Origin of the sequence: Peribacillus simplex NBRC 15720 = DSM 1321 (genome assembly GCF_002243645.1) — a bacterium.
GTDB lineage: Bacteria > Bacillota > Bacilli > Bacillales > DSM-1321 > Peribacillus > Peribacillus simplex.
The window spans coordinates 4662313-4684617 of sequence record NZ_CP017704.1; the positions used below are offsets into that span (position 1 = coordinate 4662313).

Sequence of the window (22305 nt, forward strand, 5' to 3'; positions counted from 1 at the left end):
TAATATTCTAAAAGTATTGCCTTATATAGGCAAATAACAATGATACATATTAGGAGTGACATTCATGGAAAGAACATTTTTAATGGTTAAGCCTGACGGCGTACAACGCAATTTAATCGGTGAAATCGTTTCCCGTTTTGAAAAGAAAGGCTTCCTTCTAGCAGGAGCAAAATTAATGGTCATTTCTCAAGAATTGGCTGAACAACATTATGGCGAGCACAAAGAACGTCCTTTCTTTGGCGAATTAGTGGACTTCATTACTTCAGGTCCTGTCTTCGCAATGGTTTGGGAAGGTGAAAACGTAATCGCTACTGCACGTCAAATGATGGGTGCTACAAACCCTAAAGATGCAGCAGCAGCAACAATTCGTGGCGATTTTGCCGTAACTGTTGGCAAAAACATTATTCACGGATCTGATTCAGCTGAAAGCGCTGTACGTGAAATCGGTTTATTCTTCAAAGAAGAAGAACTTGTTGAGTATTCTAAACTTGTAAACGAGTGGGTTTATTAATTAATACGATCACTATATAAAAAGCGGGTTCCATCGTCAATATGCGATGGAACCCGCTTTTTTTGTATTGCTTTTTTAGTTTCAAGCAGCAACATAAGGAATTATTTTAGTTTAAAGAAAATATGGCACTCTCCGATATATAAAGGGAAGGACCACTTAAAATAATTATGTGCAGGGGAGTAGTAGGAATGCCTCAAGAATATGAAGAGTTTATTCGTAATATCAAAATGTTGACAGGCATTGATTTGGCATTATATAAGGAAGGGCAAATGAAAAGGCGACTAACATCTCTATATGAAAAAAGAGGATATCACTCATTTCGTGAATACTATAAAGACATTCAAACCAATCCCGGAGTTTTAAATGAGTTTTTGGATAGAATGACAATCAATGTTTCCGAATTTTATAGAAATGCGAAAAGATGGGAAGTGTTGGAGCGGAAAATCCTTCCTGGGTTATTAGCAAGCAAAAAAAAGTTGAAAATTTGGAGTGCGGCCTGTTCAACTGGCGAGGAACCTTATACGATTGCAATGATATTATCCAATCTGGTTCCACTTAACCAGATAGAGATATTGGCGACGGATCTGGATGAAAATGTATTGGCGCGAGCGAAATTGGGGATTTATCCTGAACGTTCCTTAAATGAAGTTCCTGAAGAAATCAAAAAGAAATACTTTGAAAAAAAAGCGGATCTTTATCGTGTCGATGATGAAATCAAGAGAAGGGTGACATTTAAAAAGCAAAACCTTCTCGCAGACCGATTCGAACAGGGGTTCGATTTAATCGTTTGCCGCAATGTTTTAATTTATTTCACTGAAGAAGCCAAAAATTTATTATATGAAAAATTCAGTGCATCACTAAGAAGCGACGGGGTTTTTTTTGTAGGAAGTACAGAGCAAATATTCACACCAGGAAAATATCAATTTGAAACGATCGACACATTTTTTTATAAGAAAAAGTAAATACTTTTGAAAAAAGGGACTGATTCTGCACATGAGCATTCAGCCCCTTTTCGTTTGTCGTGTAAATAGCAAATCCAGTAGAACTTCAATTTGAAAGATTAAACTATATCGAAAATGTTTAAGTACTTGTAAAATTGAAAGAAAAGTGATTAAATTCAAACAATATGGTTTTTACGTTTTACATATACCCACATTTCATAAAATTGTGGTATATTGATACATATACACTTTAAAGTGCTAAAAGGGGGCTGGAAGATGAGATATTTAACAGCGGGAGAATCACATGGTCCGCAACTGACTACTATCATTGAAGGATTACCGGCAGGAATGCCGATTACGAATGAGGATATTAATCAAGAATTAGGACGCCGGCAAAAAGGGCATGGACGTGGAAGAAGGATGCAGATCGAGAAAGATCAGGCTTTTATTTCTTCGGGAATCAGACATGGCTACACACTCGGTTCACCGGTTGCTTTGGTGGTTGAGAACGATGACTGGAAGCATTGGACAAAGATTATGGGAAGTGAAGGGCTTTCAGAAGAGGAAGCTGAAGAAATTAAACGTAAAATCACCCGGCCTCGTCCTGGTCATGCCGACTTGAACGGTGGGATTAAATATGGGCACCGCGATTTGAGAAATGTTCTGGAACGCTCTTCAGCCCGTGAAACGACAGTAAGGGTGGCAGCAGGTGCTGTCGCTAAAAAGCTATTGTCTTTATTGGGTATAGAAGTGGCATCGCATGTTTTGGAAATTGGCGGAGTGAAGGCAGAACCGCCAAAATACGAAACGATTCAGCAATTGCAACAAGTAACAGAAGAATCTTCTGTTAGATGTTTTGACAAAAACGTAGAGCAGCAGATGAAGGATGCAATTGATGAAGCGAAACAAAAAGGAGATTCCATCGGCGGCATCGTTGAGGTCATTGTAGAAGGAATGCCGGTGGGTGTGGGAAGTTATGTGCACTATGACCGTAAGCTTGATGCAAAACTAGCCGCAGCGATAATGAGCATCAATGCATTTAAAGGGGTGGAAATAGGTCTTGGATTTGAAGCGGCCCATCTATTCGGCAGTGATGTCCATGATGAAATCGCATGGGACGAAGAACAGGGTTATTACCGGAAAACCAATCGCCTTGGTGGTTTTGAAGGCGGTATGACAACTGGAATGCCTATAGTTGTACGCGGTGTGATGAAGCCGATTCCCACTTTATATAAACCTTTGAAAAGTGTTGATATTGATACGAAGGAAGTGTTTGAAGCAAGTGTCGAACGTTCCGATAGTTGTGCGGTTCCAGCAGCAGCAGTAGTTGCTGAGGCGGTAGTAGCATGGGAACTGGCGGCTGCCATCGTTGATCAATTCCCTTCAGATCGTTATGAGCAATTAGCAGAATATATAAGATCATATAGGGAAGAAGTAAAGGGGTTTTAAATCATGGAATCCATCCAAATAAAAACGGCATCCAAGCAATATCCGGTTTTAATTGGCAAGAAGGCAATAAATGAATTGCCTGAATTAATAACACATGAATTAAATCATCTAAACAAGATTCTGATCATAACTGATGAGAAAGTGGCTGCACTTCATTTGCAGACTGTGAAAAACGCCCTGATCAAGACGGGAAAACCGGTCCTGCATCATGTAGTGCCAGAAGGGGAGCATGCTAAAACTTTCGATGTGTTTTATGAATGCCAAAGCTTCTGCTTATCCCAACAGATCAATCGCAAGTCATTGATTATCGCCCTTGGCGGTGGTGCAGTCGGTGACTTGGCTGGATTCGTTGCGGCTACTTTTATGAGAGGGATTCCATTTATACAGGTTCCGACTACTTTGCTCGCCCACGATAGTGCAGTGGGCGGTAAGGTTGCCATCAATCACCCGCTAGGGAAAAATATGATTGGGGCATTTCATCAGCCTGAAGCGGTCATTTATGATCTTGAATTTTTAAAAACATTGCCTCTTAAAGAATTAAGGTCAGGTTTTGCAGAAGTCATTAAACATTCCTTGATAGCCGATAATGAGTTTTATCTATGGTTAAAGTCGAATATTGTTGATTTGAATGATATAACGGATGAGCAATTCCTAACCATGATTACAAAAGGGATTGGCATTAAAGCTAAAATTGTCGAAGAGGATGAGAAGGAAAACGGCATTCGTGCCTATTTGAATTTTGGTCATACACTTGGGCATGCAGTGGAAGGTTCAATGGGATATGGGAACTTTACGCATGGGGAATCCATTTTAATCGGGATGGTATATGCTCTTAAATTAAGCAGAAAGAAAGTGGATCTCGATTTTAAACTAGATGAGTTTATTAACTGGGTTTCTTCTTTAGGCTATCAAATAACCATTCCAACCCGACTTGAACATGCATTGCTACTTGAATTAATGAAAACGGACAAAAAATCAGTCAATGATGCAGCTACCTTTGTCCTGCTAAACGAAGTGGGGTCACCGCAGTTAATGGATATAGGCGACTCTGAGCTGATAGAGGAAATGGCGGATATGATATAGAGTACAGGAGAAGGGGGACTAAGTGTGATAAGAGGAATAAGGGGTGCCACTACAGTAGAAAGAGACACAGAAATAGAAGTGATTTCCGCTGTCGAAAAGTTGATGGCAGAGATCATTCAGGTCAACGAGATTGATCCTGATATGGTGGCTTCCGTATTTTTTTCTGCTACGGAAGAAATTCGTTCTGTCTTCCCTGCCAAAGCCTTGAGGAAATTCGAAGGCTGGACTTATGTACCGGTTACATGCATGAAAGAAATACCGGTGAGCAATTCCTTGCCATTTTGCATCCGGGTCATGATCCACGTAAATACGACGAAATCTCAACAAGAGATAAAGCATGTATACCAGGCAGGGGCTACTGTATTACGGCCAGATTTGACAAAGCAGATATAAGATGAATTTAAAGCTATGAATATGATATACTATTCTCACACTTTCTTACTTTAAAGTGATAAAAATATAGAGGTGATTGACATGAAATGGAATGAAGCGGTCCTTTCTTTGAAGTCTTATCAACCGGGAAAATCCACTGATGAAGTGAAAAAATTATACGGGTTGGAAAAAATCACGAAATTAGCTTCAAATGAAAATCCTTTTGGTTGTTCGGAAAAGGTCAAGGAGTCGGTTAGGAATTCAACCCATTCGTTTGCCATCTATCCGGATGGATATGCAACGATGCTTAGGGAAGCTGTTGCAAAACATACAGGTGTGAAAGAAACTCAGCTTATTTTTGGAAATGGATCTGATGAGAACATTCAAATCATCTCCAGGAGTCTATTGGGAGCTGGAAAGAATACGGTCATGGCAACAGGCACTTTTTCGCAGTATCGCCATAATGCCACGCTAGAAGGTGCTGAAATCAGGGAAGTTCCTCATATTGACGGTGCTCATGATCTAGAAGGAATGCTTAAAGTAATAGATGACAAAACAGCGGTTGTCTGGCTTTGTACACCAAATAATCCAACAGGTAAATACATTTCGGAACAGGACTTATTATCGTTCATCGAAAAAGTGCCGGAAGATGTTCTTATCGTTTTGGATGAAGCTTATTGTGAATATGCAACGGCTGAGGATTACCCGAGAACGAATCAATGGATTAATAAATATAAAAATTTGATCATACTCAGGACATTCTCAAAAATTTATGGACTTGCGAGCTTTAGGGTAGGGTACGGTTTGGCGGATGAGGATATTATTCAGAAACTAGATCCTTCCCGGGAACCATTCAATGTCAACACCTTCGCACAGAATATTGCTATCGTCGCTTTGGAAGATCAAGCCTTCATTGAAAAATGCAAGGAAGAAAATCAAAAAGGACTCAAGCGGTACTATGAATTTTGCAAAAAGGAAAATTTAGCTTATTACCCGTCACAAGGTAATTTCATCTTTATCCATTTTGAACAGGATGCCGATGTGGTGTTTCAATATTTGCTTGAGCGCGGGTACATCGCAAGGTCGGGGAAATCTTTCGGTTTTCCTAACAGCCTAAGGGTAACGATTGGTTCTACGGAAGAAAATGAAGGAATGATTAATGCTATTAAAACTTTTTTGAATGAAGTTGAGGCACCTTCTGATTCGCTGTTTTAAGGTTTCATCAAACCTAGAGGAGCATAAAAGATGCGGGGGAGAGAAGAGTGAAGGGTAAGGTTTTTGTAATAGGTCTAGGTCTAATTGGCGGATCACTGGCCATGGCTGTACGCCATGCGCATCCCGAAGCCGTGATTGTTGGTACGGACCTAAGTGAAAAGAATATTCAACTATCGATGCTATTGGGGATCATTGATGATTCTGTATCATCTTTGGAAGCGGGAGCATGTGAAGCTGATTTGATTCTACTTGCTGTGCCTGTCAATGAAACCGTGAAGATTTTAGCTCAATTGGCTGATATGGATTTAAAAAGTGATGTCCTCATATCGGATGCAGGAAGTACGAAGGATACAGTCGTTAAGGCAGCAAAACCATTGATAGATAAAGGGGTGGCCTTCATCGGGGGGCACCCTATGGCTGGTTCCCATAAAAGCGGCGCTGCGGCAGCCAAATTGCATTTATTCGAACATGCATTTTATTTGCTTACTCCCGGAGATTCCATCGAAGAAGAAAAAGTTGAGCAGTTGAAAGGGTGGCTGCAAGGGACAAGAGCGAACTTTCTGGTTGTAAGTCCTGCCACTCATGATAAGCTGACTGGGGTCATTAGTCATTTTCCGCATATTGTCGCATCGGGGCTCGTTAAGCAGGCAGAAAATTATAGTAAGGAAAATAAGTTGATTTCAAGGCTTGCAGCAGGTGGATTTCGAGATATTACAAGAATTGCTTCAAGCAGTCCGGAAATGTGGCGTGACATTTTGTTACATAACCGGGAAGTGCTACTTGAATTAATGAATGATTGGCTGAATGAAATGGAGCATATAAAAGGTCTGGTCGCGAATGAAGATAGTGAAGAAATCCTTCGATTCTTTACCGATGCCAAGATTTTCAGGGATGATTTGCCAGCATCTGCGAAAGGCGCCATACCAGCGTTTTATGATTTATATATCGATATACCGGATTATGCCGGAATAATTTCTGAGATTACCGGATATTTGGCACAAGAAGGTATCAGCATTACAAATATAAGGATCATTGAAACCAGGGAAGAGATATACGGTGTGCTGGTCATCAGCTTCCAAACGGATGTTGATCGCATTAAAGCTGCGGAGTGTATTTCAAGACATACAGATTATGAAACGATCCTGGCATAATATTAATAGGGAAGGATGGTTTTATGAATACAAAAAAATTACAAACGAACATCCAAACATTACGTGGTTCGATTGCCATACCTGGAGATAAGTCGATCTCCCATCGTTCGATAATGTTCGGAGCCCTTGCCGAGGGGGAAACGACAGTCACTAATTTTCTTCCAGGAGCGGATTGTTTAAGTACGATTTCCTGTTTTAAGCAGCTTGGAGTCCATATTGAACAAGATGGCCAGCACGTCAAAATTGTAGGCAAAGGTTTTAAAGGATTAACGGAACCTGAATCAGTGCTGGATGTCGGAAATTCGGGTACCACGATCAGGTTAATGATGGGCATTTTGGCAGGACAGGAATTTTCGGCCGTTTTGGCAGGTGACGAATCGATAGCCAAACGGCCAATGACCCGGGTAGTAAACCCTCTTCGCGAGATGGGAGCAGTCATTGATGGCCGAAAAGGGGCCGAATACACCCCGCTCTTCATAAGAGGAGGCAAATTACAAGGTTTTCGCTATGAATTGCCTGTGGCAAGTGCGCAGGTAAAATCAGCGATAATCTTGGCTGGTTTACAGGCAGAAGGTGAAACGCTCATTATCGAACCGGAAGAGACCCGTGATCATACAGAACGAATGATCCAAGAGTTTGGCGGGAAAATCGAAAAGGACGGTCAAACGATTAAAGTAAGCGGAAATCAAGTCTTCAAAGGGACCACCATCCATGTTCCGGGTGATATTTCTTCAGCGGCTTTCTTCATGGTGGCTGCAGCGATTACGGAAAATAGTGAAGTGGTGTTAAAAAATGTGGGCCTTAATTCGACAAGGACTGGAATAATCGAAGTCATGAAATCGATGGGGGCGGATATTACGATAGAGAAGAAGACGAGCGAGGGTGAACCTGCAGGAGACATTACTGTCAGAAGCTCCCGACTAAAAGGAACGACCATCAGCGGTGATTTAATTCCCCGTCTCATCGATGAAATACCGGTAATTGCACTTCTGGCAACACAGGCTGAAGGGATAACGACAATCAAGGATGCAGCAGAACTTAAAGTGAAAGAGACGAATCGAATTGATACTGTTGCAAATGAGCTTTCCATCCTGGGGGCAGATATAACCCCGACAGCAGACGGATTGATCATCAAAGGACGTAAAGCCCTGAATGGAGGTACGGTTACAAGCCACGGAGATCATCGTATCGGAATGATGCTTGCTGTAGCGGCTTTGATAACGGATGGTGAAGTGGAACTTGCTGACCCTGATGCCATAGATGTATCATATCCACAATTTTTTGGGCATTTGACGCAATTGATAAAGTAAATATAAAAAAAGTTTACATTCCTTATTTGGTCTGTAAACTTTTTTTAAATGCTTGAAAGTGTTGAAAGCGCTAACATCCTGGCTTTTTAAACCTGTATTAATCATGAAAATAATGAAAAAGGGGTTCAAGATCAAAAAGGAGATTTAACGTAGCGTGGAGAATTAACTAGTAACCTTTTTTTAATGAGAATGGGAGGGGACTTCATCAATGGAATACAGGGCTACAGTATGGTAAACTAATGAATACTGTTTACTATGCATCTCGCGATTACATGGGTATTTTGTTCTTATTGGCAGGGTATGTTACATTATGGCGTGAGTGTGTATGACTAGGGACCAAGTCTATCATGCAAAAGGGGATTCAACAATGAACACAGTGGAACAAGTTATACAGCATTTAAAAAAAGGGGAATTAACAGAAGCTCTTAAACATATAAATCGAATTAAATCATCAGAGTCAGCAGAGGACATATTGTTGCTGGCCGAAGAAATGCTCCAGCTTGGTTTTGCGGAGGAGGCAAAGGATCTTTTTGAACATCTGCTGCAACTCTATCCCGATGAAGGAGAATTGATTGTTTCGTTGGCGGAAATCCTGATTGACATGGACCAGGAAGATGAAGCGATGCTGATGCTTGAAAAAGTAAGTGCAGATGATGAAGTATATCCAAGTGCTTTGCTTTTGGAGGCGGACCTTTATCAATTACAGGGAATGGATGAGGTCAGCGAACGGAAGCTACTGCAGGCCAAGGAAATGCTTCCAGATGAGATCATCATTGATTTTGCACTAGCTGAACTGTTCTTTCATCAAGGTAGGGATCAGGAAGCCATTGCAAATTACATAAAGGTTTTGGAACAGGAACAAGAAATCGCTGGTGTTAATGTCAATCAGAGGCTTGCTGAAGCATTAAGCAGTTCGGGGAAGTTCGAGGAGGCCCTTCCGCACTTTGAAAAGGCCTTAAATGATGGACTTGAAATCAATACCCTATTTGAATATGCATTTACAGCTTTTCAGGCAGGTCTTTATGAGACAGCCGTACGAAAGTTTATTGAACTGAAAGAATTAGATCATGAATACCATTCTTTATATTTGTACCTGGCAAAGAGTTATGAGCATCTTGAAGATCTGGAAAATGCCTTGAAAACGGTCAGAGAAGGAATCAAGGCTGATGAATTCAATAAGGAACTTTACTTCTTCGGCGGAAAAATAGCCTTGAAAAGCGGGCATGAAGAAGAGGCGGAAAATCTATTTAAAGAAGCACTTGCCATTGATCCGGGATACCTGGAAGCTGCACTTACGCTCTTGAAATTGTATATGCACCACGAAAGGTATGAAGATGTATTGGAGTGTATTGGTGAAGTAAGGCGATATGGAGAAGATGATCCGCAGTTTGAATGGATAGCTGCTGTATCTTATCAGCATACTGAACAATTTAAAGAGTCATTAACCAGCTATCATAAAGCATATAATTCATTCAAGAACAATCAAGATTTCCTTGAAGATTATGGTTTCTTTTTAATTGAAGAAGGAGACAGAGCCACATCTAGAGAAGTATTTAATAAGCTGCTTGAGATGAACCCGGCAAATGATGAGTATGCGATGATTTTGGAGCGGCTAGGTGAAAGTACAGATGAAATGTAGATAAGCGAAACAAAACTAAATCAAGACAGAGGAGGGAATTCATGGTGGCTGCCCCTGTTTCTGTGAATGAGAAGAAGGATTTTATTCGGTGGTTTTTAAATCATTATCAACTGAAACGAAGAGAATGCGTGTGGATATTGAATTACTTAATGAGTCATGACCAACTAATGAAAAAGGTTCATTTTGTAGAAAATGCACAATATTGCCCACGTGGACTGATTATGTCGACACATTGTGTGGATGAAGTCCCTTTCAGGTTTTATAAGTCCAATATCATGACGACCGATGCAGAGAAATCTTTTCATGATATCCGTTTAAATAGGGATGAAGACATATATATTCAGCTCAATTTTAAATCGTCATACTCTTCCTATCAATATGCAGCGGTACTCGAGCACAATCCCTTCATGCCGAAATCAACGGCATCAAATGAAAAAGATCAGTTGCTGGCTGAACAATTTTTAGAAAGAAGCATGTTGTATTTTCAAAGGGACCGTCTGCTTAAGGAAATCGATGAAGCCCTTGATAAGCATGATGAGCAAGCATTTAAGAACTTAACCGAACAATTGAATCAATTAAAAGTACTTGGATGAAATAAATTGACCTTTCCGTAATTAGGAAAGGTTTTTATTTTTTATAAAACATTGATAAAATCCACATTTTTGTAAAGACTATGGGTATATGGTAAAGATGTTATAAAAATAATGGTAAAATGATAAGGAGTTGATTTAAAAAATCGGGAGTGAAGAAAAAACATGAAGTGGACAGCAAAAGATCTTGACATGTATATGCAATCAAAAGAGTATGTGGATACCGTTTTGATTCCTTTGGTTCCCCTATCTTTTAAAGGGCAAATGAAGCAAACGGGCTCAATGAATGAATTTCTTACCATTTTAAGTTTGGAAATTGAAAAGCAGATGAAAGGAAGAATTCTTTTATTGCCAACATTTCATTATTTGAGTGGTGAAATGGATAAGGTTGAGCGGTTAAAGCGTTGGGCCAATGAATTGAAAGAAAATGATTTCGAGCATGTTTTTTTTCTTACATCGGATTTTGAGTGGAAAAAGGAAGAGCGGGAATTGGAAAATAATTTAGTATGGATTCCTGCCATCCCCTTGGAGGGGCTTGAAATTGAACAAGCAAAGGAAATGATTAACCAGCAAGTTCTCCAAATCCTTGATATTTTCTCTTATAATTGGAAAAATGAAAAAAAGTAGGATTTTTCGCATTATTTGACACATAGTTGCCACCTTTTGGGTTTTACAAATATTGACCTTGGTAAATTATTGAGATATCATGGAAATGTCCTAGTTTTATAGTGTCGCTATTAATTGGTCCTTTGGGCTCTCAGTATAGTAATAGAGGGGGGGAAAACGCATGAGCAAGCATAATGTTTCACGACGTCAATTCCTTAATTACACACTTACTGGCGTTGGTGGATTTATGGCGGCCGGTATGTTGATGCCTATGGTTAGGTTTGCAATTGATCCTGTATTATCAGCAGATAAAGGCGGGGATTACGTTGCAACTAAACAGAAGGTAAGTGAACTGACTACCGAACCAACCCGTGTCGACTTTAGTTTTAAACAGGTCGATGGTTGGTATGAGTCTGAAGAAACAAATACAGCTTGGGTTTACAAAACGGATGATGGTAATATCGTTGCTTTATCTCCAATCTGTAAGCATTTAGGCTGTACGGTAGGTTGGAATACGGATAAGACTAATCCGAATCAATTTTTCTGTCCTTGCCATTATGGCAGGTATACGAAAGATGGGATGAATGTCAAAGGGACACCGCCGGTTTCACCATTGGACGTCTTTGACACGAAAGAAAAAGATGGAATACTTTATTTGGGTCAACTAAAACCGCACGGGGAGGCGTAAACATTGCTAACAAAGTTATATGACTGGGTGGACGAGCGTTTAGATATTACGCCGTTATGGCGGGATATTGCTGACCATGAGGTTCCTGAACATGTTAACCCCGCACATCATTTTTCTGCATTCGTATATTGTTTTGGTGGGTTAACTTTCTTTATTACGGTCATCCAAATCTTGTCAGGCATGTTCTTGACGATGTACTATGTCCCGGACATTAAAAACGCTTGGGAATCTGTTTATTATTTGCAAAATGAAGTTGCCTTCGGTCAAATTGTTCGTGGTATGCATCACTGGGGAGCAAGTCTAGTTATCGTTATGATGTTTTTACATACTCTTCGTGTCTTCTTCCAGGGAGCTTACAAAAAACCGCGTGAATTGAACTGGATGGTCGGCGTATTGATTTTCTTCATCATGCTGGCATTAGGCTTGACTGGTTATTTATTGCCATGGGATATGAAAGCGCTATTCGCAACGAAAGTTACTTTGACAATTGTCGATTCGGTACCGTTAATGGGACCAGCACTCAAGACATTGATAGCAGGAGATCCAACCATCGTTGGAGCACAGACATTGACACGATTCTTTGCAATACATGTATTCTTCCTGCCAGCAGCATTATTTGCTTTACTAGCGGCTCATTTCCTGATGATCCGAAAACAAGGTATTTCAGGTCCGCTATAAAAGAATGGTGAACCAAAAACCAAAAAAACCTTTTCATAAAGGAGGGGAATTGTTCAATGCATCGTGGGAAAGGTATGAAATTCGTAGGTGACTCGCGTATCTCCGCGGACCGTAAACCGAATATTCCGAAAGATTATTCAGAATATCCTGGGAAAACTGAAGCATTTTGGCCTAATTTCCTTTTAAAAGAATGGATGGTAGGAGCTGTATTTCTTGTAGGTTATCTTTGCCTGACAATCGCACATCCGTCACCATTGGAAAGGATAGCAGATCCAACAGATACAGGGTATATTCCGCTGCCGGACTGGTATTTCCTATTCCTTTACCAATTACTTAAGTATACCTATGCTTCAGGTCCTTACAATGCAATCGGGTCCATGGTAATACCTGGTTTGGCTTTCGGGGCATTGCTCTTGGCACCTTTTCTAGATCGTGGTCCAGAGCGGAGCCCAGCGAAACGTCCTTTTGCTGTAGGCTTCATGCTATTGGCAATGGCAGGCGTTTTCTATTTAACATGGGAGTCCGCAGCCCATCACGATTGGGAAGCTTCCAAGAAGCAAGGAGCAATCGTGGAAGGTGCAGACATTGATAAAGAGAGCGATGGGTATAAATTGATGGATTCTAATGGCTGTATTAGCTGTCACGGAGCAGAATTAACTGGTGGAGCAGGAGCGCCAAGCTTAATTGACACTGGATTAAAGCCAGAAGAAATCTCTAAGATCGCAGTCAAAGGCCAGGGAGCCATGCCAGCTGGCATGTTCAAAGGTACAGATGAAGAATTGGCAACATTAGCTGAATTTGTATCAGGTTTATCGACAAAATAATATAGCCATCAACAGATTTTCTTTCATATGCTGCAAAAGAAGCTGACGACCACGGTTGTCGGCTTTTTTATTGGTAAATTGAAGTGTTAATGAGAAGAAATTGAAATGAATGCTTGGTTTTCTGGTTGATGGCCTGTAAAATGAGTATACATGAGAATGTAAGTGAGGGTTAAAGAATGAATGTTATCTACAGTTGGCTTGCAAATCGGCAAATGCTCGTTTTGTTATTATTAATAAATATATTCGGAACCGCCTATGGATATTATTGGTACGGTAGTCAATTGGAAAACACTCCTGCGATTTTTTTGGCATTTGTACCGGACAGCCCGACAGCTAGCCTGTTTTTTGTATTTGTTTTATTGGGGTTCCTATTAAGAAGGAATTTCGGACTTATGGAAGCATTGGCGATAATAACACTATTCAAATATGGCATATGGGCAGTTTTAATGAATTTGATGACCTTCGTGACAACAGGTTCATTGCCATGGGAAGGTTATATGTTAATGGCTTCTCATTTGGGAATGGCGATTCAAGGAGTATTATATGCACCATTTTATCGAATAAAACCTTGGCATTTGATAGTGGCAGGGATTTGGACCATACATAATGACATAATCGATTATGTTTTTGAAATGATGCCCGTATACCGTGATTTATTGGTATATATGAATTCGATAGGTTATTTCACTTTTTGGCTCAGCATACTTTCCATTTTTGTCGGCTGGTACTTTGGATATAGAAAAAAGCGAATCACCCTATCCTTCATCCATTAAAAAGTTAACCCTGCATAAGCTTTGTAAAAGCAGGGTTAACTTTTTTATGTTGAACGAGGTCTACTCATGTTTTTTCTTTCATATCGTTTTAGTAGAGATATGAGGAGGGACGAGTAGCATGTTGAAAAAATTCATATTAACCATTGCTGTTTTATTTGTCGTCTTACATTTCCCTGTCTATGCAGAATCCTCTTCAAGTTTGGAGCAATTAGATAACATTTCCGATAGAGCCTTGGAAATGACCAAGTTGAAGCGATATGGAGATTCGGAAAAGATGCTGACGTTTTTTTCTGACCGGTTTTTAAAAGAGACAGCGAAAGAGCAGATCCTTGACATGGACGAACTTCGAATTATTACTGTAGCTCATAATGAGGCGTTGATGACAATAAAGGATATGAACAAGGGAGATTCCGAAAAGGTTAATTCTGTTACAAAGTTCCGGCTTGTTGTTGATGCGGTCAAGTCTACACATCAGCCCCTTTGGACAGAGATGGAGGATCAAATGATGAATTCCTTCCAGCAGACAAAGAATGCCGCGATCAATCAAGACACAATTACATTCAATAGCCAATTGAACTTATTCCTATCACAATATGAAATGATATATCCAAGCTTGAAAGTCGACCTTTCTAAAGAAACGATGCAGCAACTGGACACGAGGATTCAATACATCAACCAATACCGTCCTGAGGTAATCAATGATGGAGAAAGTCAAAAGGAACTGGATGCGTTGCAAAGCGAACTAACCTCAATTTTTGATGATATGGGGGAAGATGATGCAGATCCTTCCCTTTGGTGGGTCATCATATCGACAGGCTCAATCATTATTATGACGCTTTCTTATGTAGGCTGGAGAAAATATAAAGGTGATAGGGAAAAACCAAGGAAAGAACATAATGATTAAAAAGACAGGGGGAGAGAACACTATATTTGACACGGTTGCCTTCAATCCATAGAATTAAGAGTAATAATAGTTATAGGAGGATACCATGTATTTCATTTATTTGGCGATTATCATTTTAATCCCGATTTATGCACAAATGAAAGTGAAAAGCACGTATAAAAAATATTCAAAGGTATCGGCCTCATCTGGTATGAATGGTGCTGAGACGGCGCGGGCCATTTTGGATCAAAATGGACTGTTCAATGTCAGAGTCGAAGAGACGCCTGGAATGCTTTCGGACCATTATGACCCAAGGGATAAAACGGTGCGTTTATCAACGGATAACTATCACGGCCATTCAGTTGCCGGTGTAGCGGTTGCAGCCCATGAAGTTGGACATGCGATTCAAGATAAAGAAGCATATGCGTTCTTGCGTTTCCGCCATGCATTAGTACCGGTAGCTAATTTTGGCTCTAACATATCTTGGATTTTGATTTTAATCGGGATGTTAGCTTCACTTCCTGGGTTGCTATTGGCGGGTATCGTATTTATGGCAGCCGCTGTATTGTTCCAAGTGATAACCCTGCCGGTTGAATTCAATGCCTCTTCTCGGGCGATGGATCAACTCGTTTCCGCTGGGGTCATCCGGAATGATGAAGAACGAGAAACGAAAAAAGTATTAAGTGCTGCTGCGATGACTTATGTTGCTGCCGCTCTTGTAGCCGTACTGGAATTAGTTCGTCTTCTGCTTATGTATACAGGAATGCGGGAAGAAGATTAATTTGAAAAAGGACACCATCTTGGGATGGGGTCCTTTTTCATTTTTAAAAGTATTTGTTGCATATTGCTAATAAAATTCAGTTAGACAGGGCAACATTCATAAGGATTGCATTCCATCGGTATGCAACAAATCACTTTGATTACCTTTCAATGGGATTCTTGTTTTCATCAAGGGTAAAGCCCTCACCCAATACGTCATGCACTTCACTTACAGATACGAATGCGTGAGGGTCCACCGATGTTATGGCATTTTTTAAGCGGACTAACTCATTTTTCCCAACAACACAATAGAGTACTTCCCGGTCATTGCGTGTAAAGGACCCATATCCCCTTAATACGGTTACGCCCCGCTCCATATCATTCATTATTTTTTCAGCAATTTCCTTGTTTTTATCACTAATGATCATTGCACCTCTAGCAGCATAGGCTCCTTCTTGCATAAAGTCGATTACTCTGGCACCTATAAATACGGCAACGAGGGTATACATCGCTTGCCGGTAATCCAGGTAGGTAAGGATTGAAAGGCCAATGACGACGGCATCAAAGATGAACATGGTCCGTCCCATGCCCATCCCTAAGTAACGATGGGCAAAACGGGCGATGATATCCACTCCGCCTGTTGTTCCGCCGTAACGAAAGATTATGCCCAGCCCGACTCCAACAGAGACCCCGGCAAACAATGCCACCAGCATCAAGTCGTTTCCGAGATCGATTTCGATTTGGTATCTCTCGAAAACCCATAGCCAAACGGAGAGGCCAACCGTTCCGATAATCGTATAAAAGAAAGATGTTCGCCCTAAATATTTCCACCCTATTAAAAATAAAGGAATATTCAAAATCAAATTAGAATATGAAGGATTTATCCCGATAAGTTGATATATAATCAAGGTGAGACCGGTGAATCCGCCTTCGGCCAAGTTGTTCTGCATGTTAAAATGCACGAGGCCAAAGGCGAAGATTCCAGCCCCAAAAAGGATGAATATAATATTTTTCAATTTTAAGCCCAAAAGCATGTCCCATACCTCCAAAGGTTTGCATATCATTAATTTACTTATTATAACTAATTAACCAACTATGGGCAATTTGAATTTGCGAACGTATCTGTTGTCATCTGTTTCACTTTTAGCTAACATGGAGAAGGTATGATGTTTGAAAACGAAAATCAAGAATGGGTGACTATATGGAAAAGCATAAGACGATCCAACAAATGCAAACGGAAGTCGACCAATACATAGGACAATTTAAAGAAGGATATTTCAGCCCTCTGGCCATGCTCGCCCGCATGTCTGAAGAACTTGGGGAATTGGCTAGGGAAGTCAATCATTACCATGGTGAAAAACCTAAGAAGGCAACAGAGGAAGAGAATACGATTGAAGCGGAATTAGGGGACATGCTTTTTGTGTTGATTTGTTTTGCCAATTCTTTAGGGATAGACCTTCAAAACTCGCATGATTTGGTCATGCAAAAGTTTACAACCCGCGATAAAGATAGATGGACAAGAAAAGAAGAGAAAATGGAGGAGGAAGGTAAAGATGAGTAAAGTGAAAGTGATTGTAGCTGGTCCACGTGGCAGAATGGGAAATGAAGCGGTGAAGCTTGTACATAGGACAGAAGGGTTTGAATTGGCAGCCGTCATAGATCGCAAGCATAACGGGGAAAGCCTCTCCGCAATAGAAGGTTTTCACGGTATTGAAGCACCGGTTTTTTCGGATATAAATGAATGCTTTTCATCTATAGAGGCGGACGTATTGATCGATTTGACCACACCAGAAGTGGGGATGTTACATACCGAAACGGCACTTAATCATGGCATCCGCCCTGTAGTGGGAACGACTGGTTTTACCAAGGAAGATTTAGCGAAGCTTGATTCATTAACAAAAGAAAAGGGAATTGGTTGCATCATCGCGCCAAACTTTGCAATTGGAGCCATTTTGATGATGAAGTTTTCCCAAATGGCCGCAAAGTATTTCCCGGATGTGGAAATCATAGAAATGCACCATGATCAAAAACTGGATGCTCCTTCTGGCACTGCTTCCAAAACGGCAGACATGATTGCAGCGGTACGTGAAACAAAACAACAGGGGCACCCTAATGAAAAAGAAACCATCCAGGGGGCAAGAGGTGCAAATATAGATGGCATGCATATCCACAGTGTACGGCTACCGGGACTGGTTGCCCATCAACAGGTGCTTTTCGGAAGTGATGGAGAACTATTGACGGTTCGGCATGATTCCTTTAATCGAGCGTCCTTCATGTCAGGTGTCAAACTTGCTGTCGATTCCGTCATGAAATTGGATGTTCTTGTATACGGCCTGGAAAATATTATCGAATAGGGATCAGGAGGATTTACGATGAGAATTGCCTTAATTGCCCATGATAAGAAAAAAGAAGATATCATTCAATTTGTAACAGCTTATAAAACTGTATTTGAACAGCATGAATTATTTGCAACAGGTACGACCGGGAAACGAATCATGGAAGAAGTATCACTGCCCGTCCATCGTTTTCATTCAGGACCTCTTGGCGGGGATCAGGAAATAGGTGCAATGATTGCACGCGGAGAAATGGACATGGTCCTATTTTTCCGCGATCCATTGACATCACAGCCACATGAACCTGATGTATCGGCGCTTATACGCCTATCAGATGTATATGAAATTCCATTGGCGACAAATATGGGCACGGCAGAAGTGCTGATTCAAGGTTTGAAACATGGGTATATGGACTGGCTAAAACTACGGCAAAAACAAGGTGAGATAAATGATAAACAAAAGTAACATAGATATCCTGGCTTTCGGCGCACATGCGGATGATGTTGAAATCGGTATGGGTGGCACGATCGCTAAATATGTGCAACAAGGCAGGAAAATTGTCATTTGTGATTTGACAAAAGCTGAAATGTCATCCAATGGAACCGTTCCATTGCGGCAAGAGGAAGCGCATAAAGCTGCTGAAATCCTTGGGGTGAAGAGGATTTCCCTTGATCTACCCGACCGGGGACTATACATGAAAGCGGAATACATAAATCAAATCATTAAGGTCATTCGCCAATATAAACCTGCCCTTGTATTTGCACCATTTTTGGAAGATCGCCATCCCGATCATGGTAACTGTGCCAAATTAGTCGAGGAAGCAGTTTTTTCGGCAGGAGTAAGAAAGTATATGGAAGAAGAAGGCCTTGATTCTCATCGTGTCCAAAATATGTACTATTATATGATCAATGGGTTTCACAAACCGGACTTCGTCGTGGACATCACTTCGACAATATCGAAAAAGCTGGATAGCCTTAGGGCATATGGCAGCCAATTCGAAAAAAGTCAAGTATCTGTTGAAACACCGTTAGTTAATGGCTATATCGAGACTGTCGAGGCACGGGAGCGAATGTTCGGTAAAGAAGTGGGTGTCGCCTATGCGGAGGGATTCATGACAAAAAAACCGTTAATGATCGATGCCGACTTGTTAGGAGAAAAATAATCTTATGAAATTAAAAATTGGAATTACCTGTTACCCTACAGTTGGGGGTTCTGGTGTCGTAGCAACTGAATTAGGTAAGATGCTTGCAGAAAAAGGACATGAAATACATTTCATTTCTTCAAGCATCCCTTTTCGTTTGAATAAGATGTACTGTAATATTTTTTATCACCAGGTTGAAGTGAACTCATATTCAGTCTTTCAATATCCACCATATGACCTGGCGCTTGCGAGCAAGATAGCTGATGTCGTAAAACGAGAGAAATTAGATATCCTTCACGTTCATTATGCAATTCCACATGCTGTTTGTGCGATCCTTGCAAAGCAGATGTCAGGTAATGAAGTAAAGATCGTAACCACACTGCATGGTACGGATATAACCGTATTAGGCCATGATCCCTCTTTGACCAATTTGATAAAATTCGGGATAGAGCAATCCGATGTCGTTACGGGAGTATCTAATTCCCTTGTTCAGCAAACGCACGAATTAATCGCGCCGGATAAGGTAATCAAAACAGTCTATAATTTTATTGATGAAAGAGATTACCATAAATCTGATTCCGATTACCTTAAGGATGAATACGGAATCAGTGAAGATGAAAAAGTGATCATACATGTTTCGAATTTCCGTTCGGTCAAGCGAGTGAAAGACGTCATCCAGGCGTTTTATTTAACTCAAAAGAAAATGCCAGCAAAGCTTCTACTCGTAGGAGACGGGCCTGAAGTGACAACCGTATTGAAATTGGCTAAAGATCTTGGAATCGATGATTTGGTCTTGTTTCTTGGTAAGCAGGATAACCTTGCCGAATTATATTCAATCAGTGATTTGATATTCCTGTTATCGGAAAAAGAGAGTTTCGGACTTGTGCTGCTCGAGGCGATGGCATGTGGAGTTCCTTGTATCGGGACGAATATCGGGGGAATTCCTGAAGTCATCGTTGATGGGGAGACCGGTTATATTTGTGAATTGGGAGATGTCAAAATGGTTGCTGAAAAAGCGATTGGACTTTTAAGCGACCCGATTTTACATAAACGCTTTTCTGAAGCTGCGCTGGAAAGGGCCAATACTAATTTTCACTCCGATACGATAATGTCAGAATATGAAGCCATCTACATTCAAGCACTTGAAGGTAAATCCATGGAATAGGGAGGGGATGCTGATGGATCGGTTATTCTTAAAATCAGTACCCATTCTGGAATTGATTGAAGAAGCAGGATACGAGGCTTATTTCGTTGGCGGCTCTGTAAGGGATTATATCCTTGGCAGGCCCATAAACGATGTGGACATCGCTACTTCAGCAACACCCCAGGAAATCAAAAGGATTTTTCCTAATACGGCTGATATCGGGATCGACCACGGGACAGTGCTTGTCATTACGGATACGGATACATACGAAATTACAACGTTTAGAACGGAAAGCGGGTATTCGGACTTTCGCAGACCCGATGCTGTGCAATTTGTCCGTTCTTTGACTGAGGATTTGCAAAGAAGAGATTTCACGATGAATGCAATGGCAATGGATAAGACCGGAAAGATCATAGATCCATTTAATGGTAAGTGTGATTTGGCAGAAAAAAGGATTATCACGGTTGGCAACCCGCATGAAAGGTTTCATGAGGATGCATTGAGAATGATGCGTGCTTTAAGGTTCGTCAGTCAACTAGATTTTGAACTGGATCAAGAAACCTTTGATTCCCTTAAGGAGAACGCCCAGATCATCAGTGAAATCGCTGTCGAAAGGATCCTGGTTGAATTTGAGAAGCTAGTGGCCGGCTCCAATAAGATAAGGGCTTTCTCACTCTTGCTGGAAAGCGGATTATATCAATACCTGCCTCTATTCTCGAGTAAAAAAGATCATTTAATGGAATTGCTGAACCTGCCGCTTCATCAGCTAAAAGCGGCAGAAATATGGTCCATAATCATGATTCACACCAAGGATCAGGAAATGGAAGAATCTTTGAGGGCCTGGAAGCTGCCAATGAAAACTATAAGAAACGTTCAACGTACGATACAGCTAGTGAAGAAAGAACCATCAGTCATCGATGTATTTCAGGCAGGTCATGGCGTAACTGTACAAGCTGCTAAAGTCAGGGCGGCACTGACTGGCGGTAATGTATCGGATGCGGAGGAGAATGCACATCAACGCTACAATGAACTTATTATAAAACAAATGTCGGATCTTGCCGTTACGGGGACGGATTTATTGAATTGGCAACAAGAAAAGCCAGGTCCATGGGTCAAAGAATACTTGGAAAAAATATTGGAAGCTGTCTTGAATGAAGAATTAAGAAATGATAAAGAAGAAATAAAGAGGTGGCTGGTGAAATGCAATCTGAGTTAAGAACGAAGCTGATGGAAGCCCTCTCAAAAGCGGATGGTGCGTTTATATCCGGTCAGGAAATTGCTGAATACATTGGCTGTTCGCGCACAGCCGTCTGGAAGCATATAGAAGACCTGCGCAGTGAAGGTTATAATGTAGAAGCCGTTAGGAAAAAAGGCTATCGGATCTTATCAGCGCCTGAAAAAGTTTCCGAGAGCGAAATACAACTTGGCTTGGAAACAAAAACGATCGGCAAGATGATCCACTATCAGGAAACTGTAGAATCCACTCAAAAAATTGCGCATCAACTAGCAAATGAAGGCGTTCAGGAGGGAACCCTCGTCGTTGCCGAGGAGCAGTTATCCGGTAAAGGAAGGCTAATGAGATCTTGGCATTCCCCAAAATTCAGCGGCATATGGATGAGTCTCATCCTAAGACCGAAAATCCCGATTCATGAGGCTCCACAACTTACATTATTGGCCGCGGTCGCAGTTGCTCAGGCTATAGAGGATACCACTGATTTGAAGCCACAAATAAAGTGGCCGAATGATATTTTGGTGAATCGCAAGAAAGTGGTGGGCATCCTGACGGAGATGCAGGCGGAGTCTGATAGAATCCATTCTGTCATTATCGGAATTGGAATGAATATCAATCAGCAATTGGAGGATTTTCCTGAAGAACTGCAGGAAAAAGCGTCTTCCCTTCTCATAGAAAGTGGAGGGACGGTTTCAAGGTCCAAGGTCATACAACGAGCATTGTTTCGTCTGGAAAATTTGTACGAACTCTATTTAGATCAAGGCTTCATGCCAATAAAGGATTTATGGGAGAGTTATGCGATCAGTCTTGGTCAGGTTATCAAAGCCAGCACCGTTAATGACACGATTGTCGGAAAAGCATTAGGAATAACGGATTCAGGCGTTTTACTTCTTGAAGACGGAAAAGGAACCGTACATTCGATATATTCTGCAGATATCGAAATTCAGTAGATTTTTGTCAAATTCGTGAAAATTAAATAGAAAT

The 22305-nt window shown here is 41.0% G+C and carries 25 protein-coding genes; 24 read left to right on the top strand and 1 reads right to left on the bottom strand.

Annotated features, from left to right (window positions below; translation table 11 throughout):
* Positions 1–64: 64 nt before the first annotated feature.
* The 17 genes from ndk to BS1321_RS22645 all read left to right on the top strand — a co-directional run bounded on the left by ndk (position 65) and on the right by BS1321_RS22645 (position 15494).
* Positions 65–511 (top strand): nucleoside-diphosphate kinase, encoded by a 447-nt coding sequence (gene ndk, locus BS1321_RS22565; RefSeq protein ID WP_034308008.1) that lies wholly within the window; start codon positions 65–67, stop codon positions 509–511.
* Positions 512–699: 188 nt separating this feature from the next.
* Complete coding sequence (locus BS1321_RS22570; RefSeq protein ID WP_063233214.1) at positions 700–1473, top strand: CheR family methyltransferase; 774 nt, start codon at positions 700–702, stop codon at positions 1471–1473.
* Positions 1474–1728: 255 nt separating this feature from the next.
* The gene (gene aroC, locus BS1321_RS22575; protein WP_063233215.1) at positions 1729–2901 is read left to right on the top strand and encodes a chorismate synthase; all 1173 of its coding nucleotides are present in this window, start codon (positions 1729–1731) and stop codon (positions 2899–2901) included.
* A 3-nt stretch (positions 2902–2904) separates the two neighbouring features.
* On the top strand, positions 2905–3984 hold the full coding sequence (gene aroB / locus BS1321_RS22580; RefSeq protein ID WP_063233216.1) for a 3-dehydroquinate synthase: 1080 nt from the start codon (positions 2905–2907) through the stop codon (positions 3982–3984).
* A gap of 24 nt (positions 3985–4008) precedes the next feature.
* Positions 4009–4377: a chorismate mutase gene (gene aroH, locus BS1321_RS22585; RefSeq protein ID WP_063233217.1), complete on the top strand. Its 369-nt coding sequence runs from the start codon at positions 4009–4011 to the stop codon at positions 4375–4377.
* Between the two features lie 81 nt (positions 4378–4458).
* Entirely contained in the window at positions 4459–5571 is a 1113-nt protein-coding gene (gene hisC / locus BS1321_RS22590) for a histidinol-phosphate transaminase (protein WP_063233218.1), read from the top strand.
* A 47-nt stretch (positions 5572–5618) separates the two neighbouring features.
* Complete coding sequence (locus tag BS1321_RS22595; protein WP_063233219.1) at positions 5619–6722, top strand: prephenate dehydrogenase; 1104 nt, start codon at positions 5619–5621, stop codon at positions 6720–6722.
* A 23-nt stretch (positions 6723–6745) separates the two neighbouring features.
* Positions 6746–8032 carry a 3-phosphoshikimate 1-carboxyvinyltransferase gene (gene aroA / locus BS1321_RS22600; RefSeq protein ID WP_063233220.1) on the top strand — a complete coding sequence of 429 codons (1287 nt, stop codon included), beginning with the start codon at positions 6746–6748 and terminating at the stop codon, positions 8030–8032.
* A 367-nt stretch (positions 8033–8399) separates the two neighbouring features.
* Positions 8400–9671 (top strand): tetratricopeptide repeat protein, encoded by a 1272-nt coding sequence (locus BS1321_RS22605; protein ID WP_063233221.1) that lies wholly within the window; start codon positions 8400–8402, stop codon positions 9669–9671.
* 41 nt (positions 9672–9712) lie between these two features.
* Positions 9713–10264: a ReoY family proteolytic degradation factor gene (locus tag BS1321_RS22610; protein ID WP_063233222.1), complete on the top strand. Its 552-nt coding sequence runs from the start codon at positions 9713–9715 to the stop codon at positions 10262–10264.
* 162 nt (positions 10265–10426) lie between these two features.
* Complete coding sequence (locus BS1321_RS22615; protein WP_063233223.1) at positions 10427–10888, top strand: YpiF family protein; 462 nt, start codon at positions 10427–10429, stop codon at positions 10886–10888.
* 160 nt (positions 10889–11048) lie between these two features.
* Positions 11049–11555: a QcrA and Rieske domain-containing protein gene (locus BS1321_RS22620; protein WP_063233224.1), complete on the top strand. Its 507-nt coding sequence runs from the start codon at positions 11049–11051 to the stop codon at positions 11553–11555.
* Between the two features lie 3 nt (positions 11556–11558).
* Positions 11559–12233, top strand: coding sequence for a menaquinol-cytochrome c reductase cytochrome b subunit (gene qcrB, locus BS1321_RS22625; protein ID WP_053346766.1), 675 nt, complete (start codon positions 11559–11561; stop codon positions 12231–12233).
* A gap of 56 nt (positions 12234–12289) precedes the next feature.
* Complete coding sequence (locus tag BS1321_RS22630) at positions 12290–13057, top strand: menaquinol-cytochrome c reductase cytochrome b/c subunit (RefSeq protein ID WP_063233225.1); 768 nt, start codon at positions 12290–12292, stop codon at positions 13055–13057.
* Positions 13058–13233: 176 nt separating this feature from the next.
* Positions 13234–13830: a lipoprotein heptaprenylglyceryl N-acetyltransferase LhaT gene (gene lhaT, locus BS1321_RS22635; RefSeq protein ID WP_063233226.1), complete on the top strand. Its 597-nt coding sequence runs from the start codon at positions 13234–13236 to the stop codon at positions 13828–13830.
* 118 nt (positions 13831–13948) lie between these two features.
* On the top strand, positions 13949–14734 hold the full coding sequence (ypjB, locus tag BS1321_RS22640) for a sporulation protein YpjB (RefSeq protein ID WP_063233227.1): 786 nt from the start codon (positions 13949–13951) through the stop codon (positions 14732–14734).
* A gap of 85 nt (positions 14735–14819) precedes the next feature.
* On the top strand, positions 14820–15494 hold the full coding sequence (locus BS1321_RS22645) for a zinc metallopeptidase (RefSeq protein WP_063233228.1): 675 nt from the start codon (positions 14820–14822) through the stop codon (positions 15492–15494).
* Positions 15495–15633: 139 nt separating this feature from the next.
* On the opposite strand, the gene BS1321_RS22650 is transcribed toward BS1321_RS22645, so the two are convergent.
* Positions 15634–16506 carry a YitT family protein gene (locus tag BS1321_RS22650; protein ID WP_063233229.1) on the bottom strand — a complete coding sequence of 291 codons (873 nt, stop codon included), beginning with the start codon at positions 16504–16506 and terminating at the stop codon, positions 15634–15636.
* 167 nt (positions 16507–16673) lie between these two features.
* On the opposite strand from BS1321_RS22650, the gene BS1321_RS22655 reads away from it, so the two are divergent.
* From BS1321_RS22655 to BS1321_RS22685, 7 genes are read left to right on the top strand one after another with little or no spacing between them, the layout of a single operon-like run.
* A complete protein-coding gene (locus BS1321_RS22655) occupies positions 16674–17033 on the top strand; it encodes a nucleotide pyrophosphohydrolase (protein ID WP_063233343.1) in 360 nt (119 codons plus the stop codon).
* Positions 17026–17826, top strand: coding sequence for a 4-hydroxy-tetrahydrodipicolinate reductase (dapB, locus tag BS1321_RS22660; protein WP_063233230.1), 801 nt, complete (start codon positions 17026–17028; stop codon positions 17824–17826). Before BS1321_RS22655 ends, dapB begins: the two co-directional genes overlap by 8 nt.
* An 18-nt stretch (positions 17827–17844) precedes the next feature.
* Complete coding sequence (locus tag BS1321_RS22665; RefSeq protein WP_063233231.1) at positions 17845–18270, top strand: methylglyoxal synthase; 426 nt, start codon at positions 17845–17847, stop codon at positions 18268–18270.
* Complete coding sequence (gene bshB1, locus BS1321_RS22670; RefSeq protein WP_063233232.1) at positions 18254–18967, top strand: bacillithiol biosynthesis deacetylase BshB1; 714 nt, start codon at positions 18254–18256, stop codon at positions 18965–18967. The genes BS1321_RS22665 and bshB1 overlap by 17 nt, the downstream gene beginning before the upstream one ends.
* A gap of 4 nt (positions 18968–18971) precedes the next feature.
* Positions 18972–20111, top strand: a complete 1140-nt coding sequence (gene bshA / locus BS1321_RS22675; protein WP_063233233.1) for an N-acetyl-alpha-D-glucosaminyl L-malate synthase BshA — start codon at positions 18972–18974, stop codon at positions 20109–20111.
* Positions 20112–20124: 13 nt separating this feature from the next.
* The gene (locus tag BS1321_RS22680) at positions 20125–21306 is read left to right on the top strand and encodes a CCA tRNA nucleotidyltransferase (protein WP_063233234.1); all 1182 of its coding nucleotides are present in this window, start codon (positions 20125–20127) and stop codon (positions 21304–21306) included.
* A complete protein-coding gene (locus tag BS1321_RS22685) occupies positions 21291–22271 on the top strand; it encodes a biotin--[acetyl-CoA-carboxylase] ligase (RefSeq protein WP_063233235.1) in 981 nt (326 codons plus the stop codon). The genes BS1321_RS22680 and BS1321_RS22685 overlap by 16 nt, the downstream gene beginning before the upstream one ends.
* Positions 22272–22305: the final 34 nt, after the last annotated feature.

Coding starts and splice junctions, on each gene's coding strand:
- ndk (WP_034308008.1), top strand. CDS start 65: ATGGAAAGAACATTTTTAATGGTTAAGCCTGACGGCGTACAACGCAAT.
- BS1321_RS22570 (WP_063233214.1), top strand. CDS start 700: ATGCCTCAAGAATATGAAGAGTTTATTCGTAATATCAAAATGTTGACA.
- aroC (WP_063233215.1), top strand. CDS start 1,729: ATGAGATATTTAACAGCGGGAGAATCACATGGTCCGCAACTGACTACT.
- aroB (WP_063233216.1), top strand. CDS start 2,905: ATGGAATCCATCCAAATAAAAACGGCATCCAAGCAATATCCGGTTTTA.
- hisC (WP_063233218.1), top strand. CDS start 4,459: ATGAAATGGAATGAAGCGGTCCTTTCTTTGAAGTCTTATCAACCGGGA.
- aroA (WP_063233220.1), top strand. CDS start 6,746: ATGAATACAAAAAAATTACAAACGAACATCCAAACATTACGTGGTTCG.
- BS1321_RS22605 (WP_063233221.1), top strand. CDS start 8,400: ATGAACACAGTGGAACAAGTTATACAGCATTTAAAAAAAGGGGAATTA.
- BS1321_RS22610 (WP_063233222.1), top strand. CDS start 9,713: ATGGTGGCTGCCCCTGTTTCTGTGAATGAGAAGAAGGATTTTATTCGG.
- BS1321_RS22615 (WP_063233223.1), top strand. CDS start 10,427: ATGAAGTGGACAGCAAAAGATCTTGACATGTATATGCAATCAAAAGAG.
- BS1321_RS22620 (WP_063233224.1), top strand. CDS start 11,049: ATGAGCAAGCATAATGTTTCACGACGTCAATTCCTTAATTACACACTT.
- BS1321_RS22630 (WP_063233225.1), top strand. CDS start 12,290: ATGCATCGTGGGAAAGGTATGAAATTCGTAGGTGACTCGCGTATCTCC.
- lhaT (WP_063233226.1), top strand. CDS start 13,234: ATGAATGTTATCTACAGTTGGCTTGCAAATCGGCAAATGCTCGTTTTG.
- ypjB (WP_063233227.1), top strand. CDS start 13,949: ATGTTGAAAAAATTCATATTAACCATTGCTGTTTTATTTGTCGTCTTA.
- BS1321_RS22645 (WP_063233228.1), top strand. CDS start 14,820: ATGTATTTCATTTATTTGGCGATTATCATTTTAATCCCGATTTATGCA.
- BS1321_RS22650 (WP_063233229.1), bottom strand. CDS start 16,506: ATGCTTTTGGGCTTAAAATTGAAAAATATTATATTCATCCTTTTTGGG.
- BS1321_RS22655 (WP_063233343.1), top strand. CDS start 16,674: ATGGAAAAGCATAAGACGATCCAACAAATGCAAACGGAAGTCGACCAA.
- dapB (WP_063233230.1), top strand. CDS start 17,026: ATGAGTAAAGTGAAAGTGATTGTAGCTGGTCCACGTGGCAGAATGGGA.
- BS1321_RS22665 (WP_063233231.1), top strand. CDS start 17,845: ATGAGAATTGCCTTAATTGCCCATGATAAGAAAAAAGAAGATATCATT.
- bshB1 (WP_063233232.1), top strand. CDS start 18,254: ATGATAAACAAAAGTAACATAGATATCCTGGCTTTCGGCGCACATGCG.
- bshA (WP_063233233.1), top strand. CDS start 18,972: ATGAAATTAAAAATTGGAATTACCTGTTACCCTACAGTTGGGGGTTCT.
- BS1321_RS22680 (WP_063233234.1), top strand. CDS start 20,125: ATGGATCGGTTATTCTTAAAATCAGTACCCATTCTGGAATTGATTGAA.
- BS1321_RS22685 (WP_063233235.1), top strand. CDS start 21,291: ATGCAATCTGAGTTAAGAACGAAGCTGATGGAAGCCCTCTCAAAAGCG.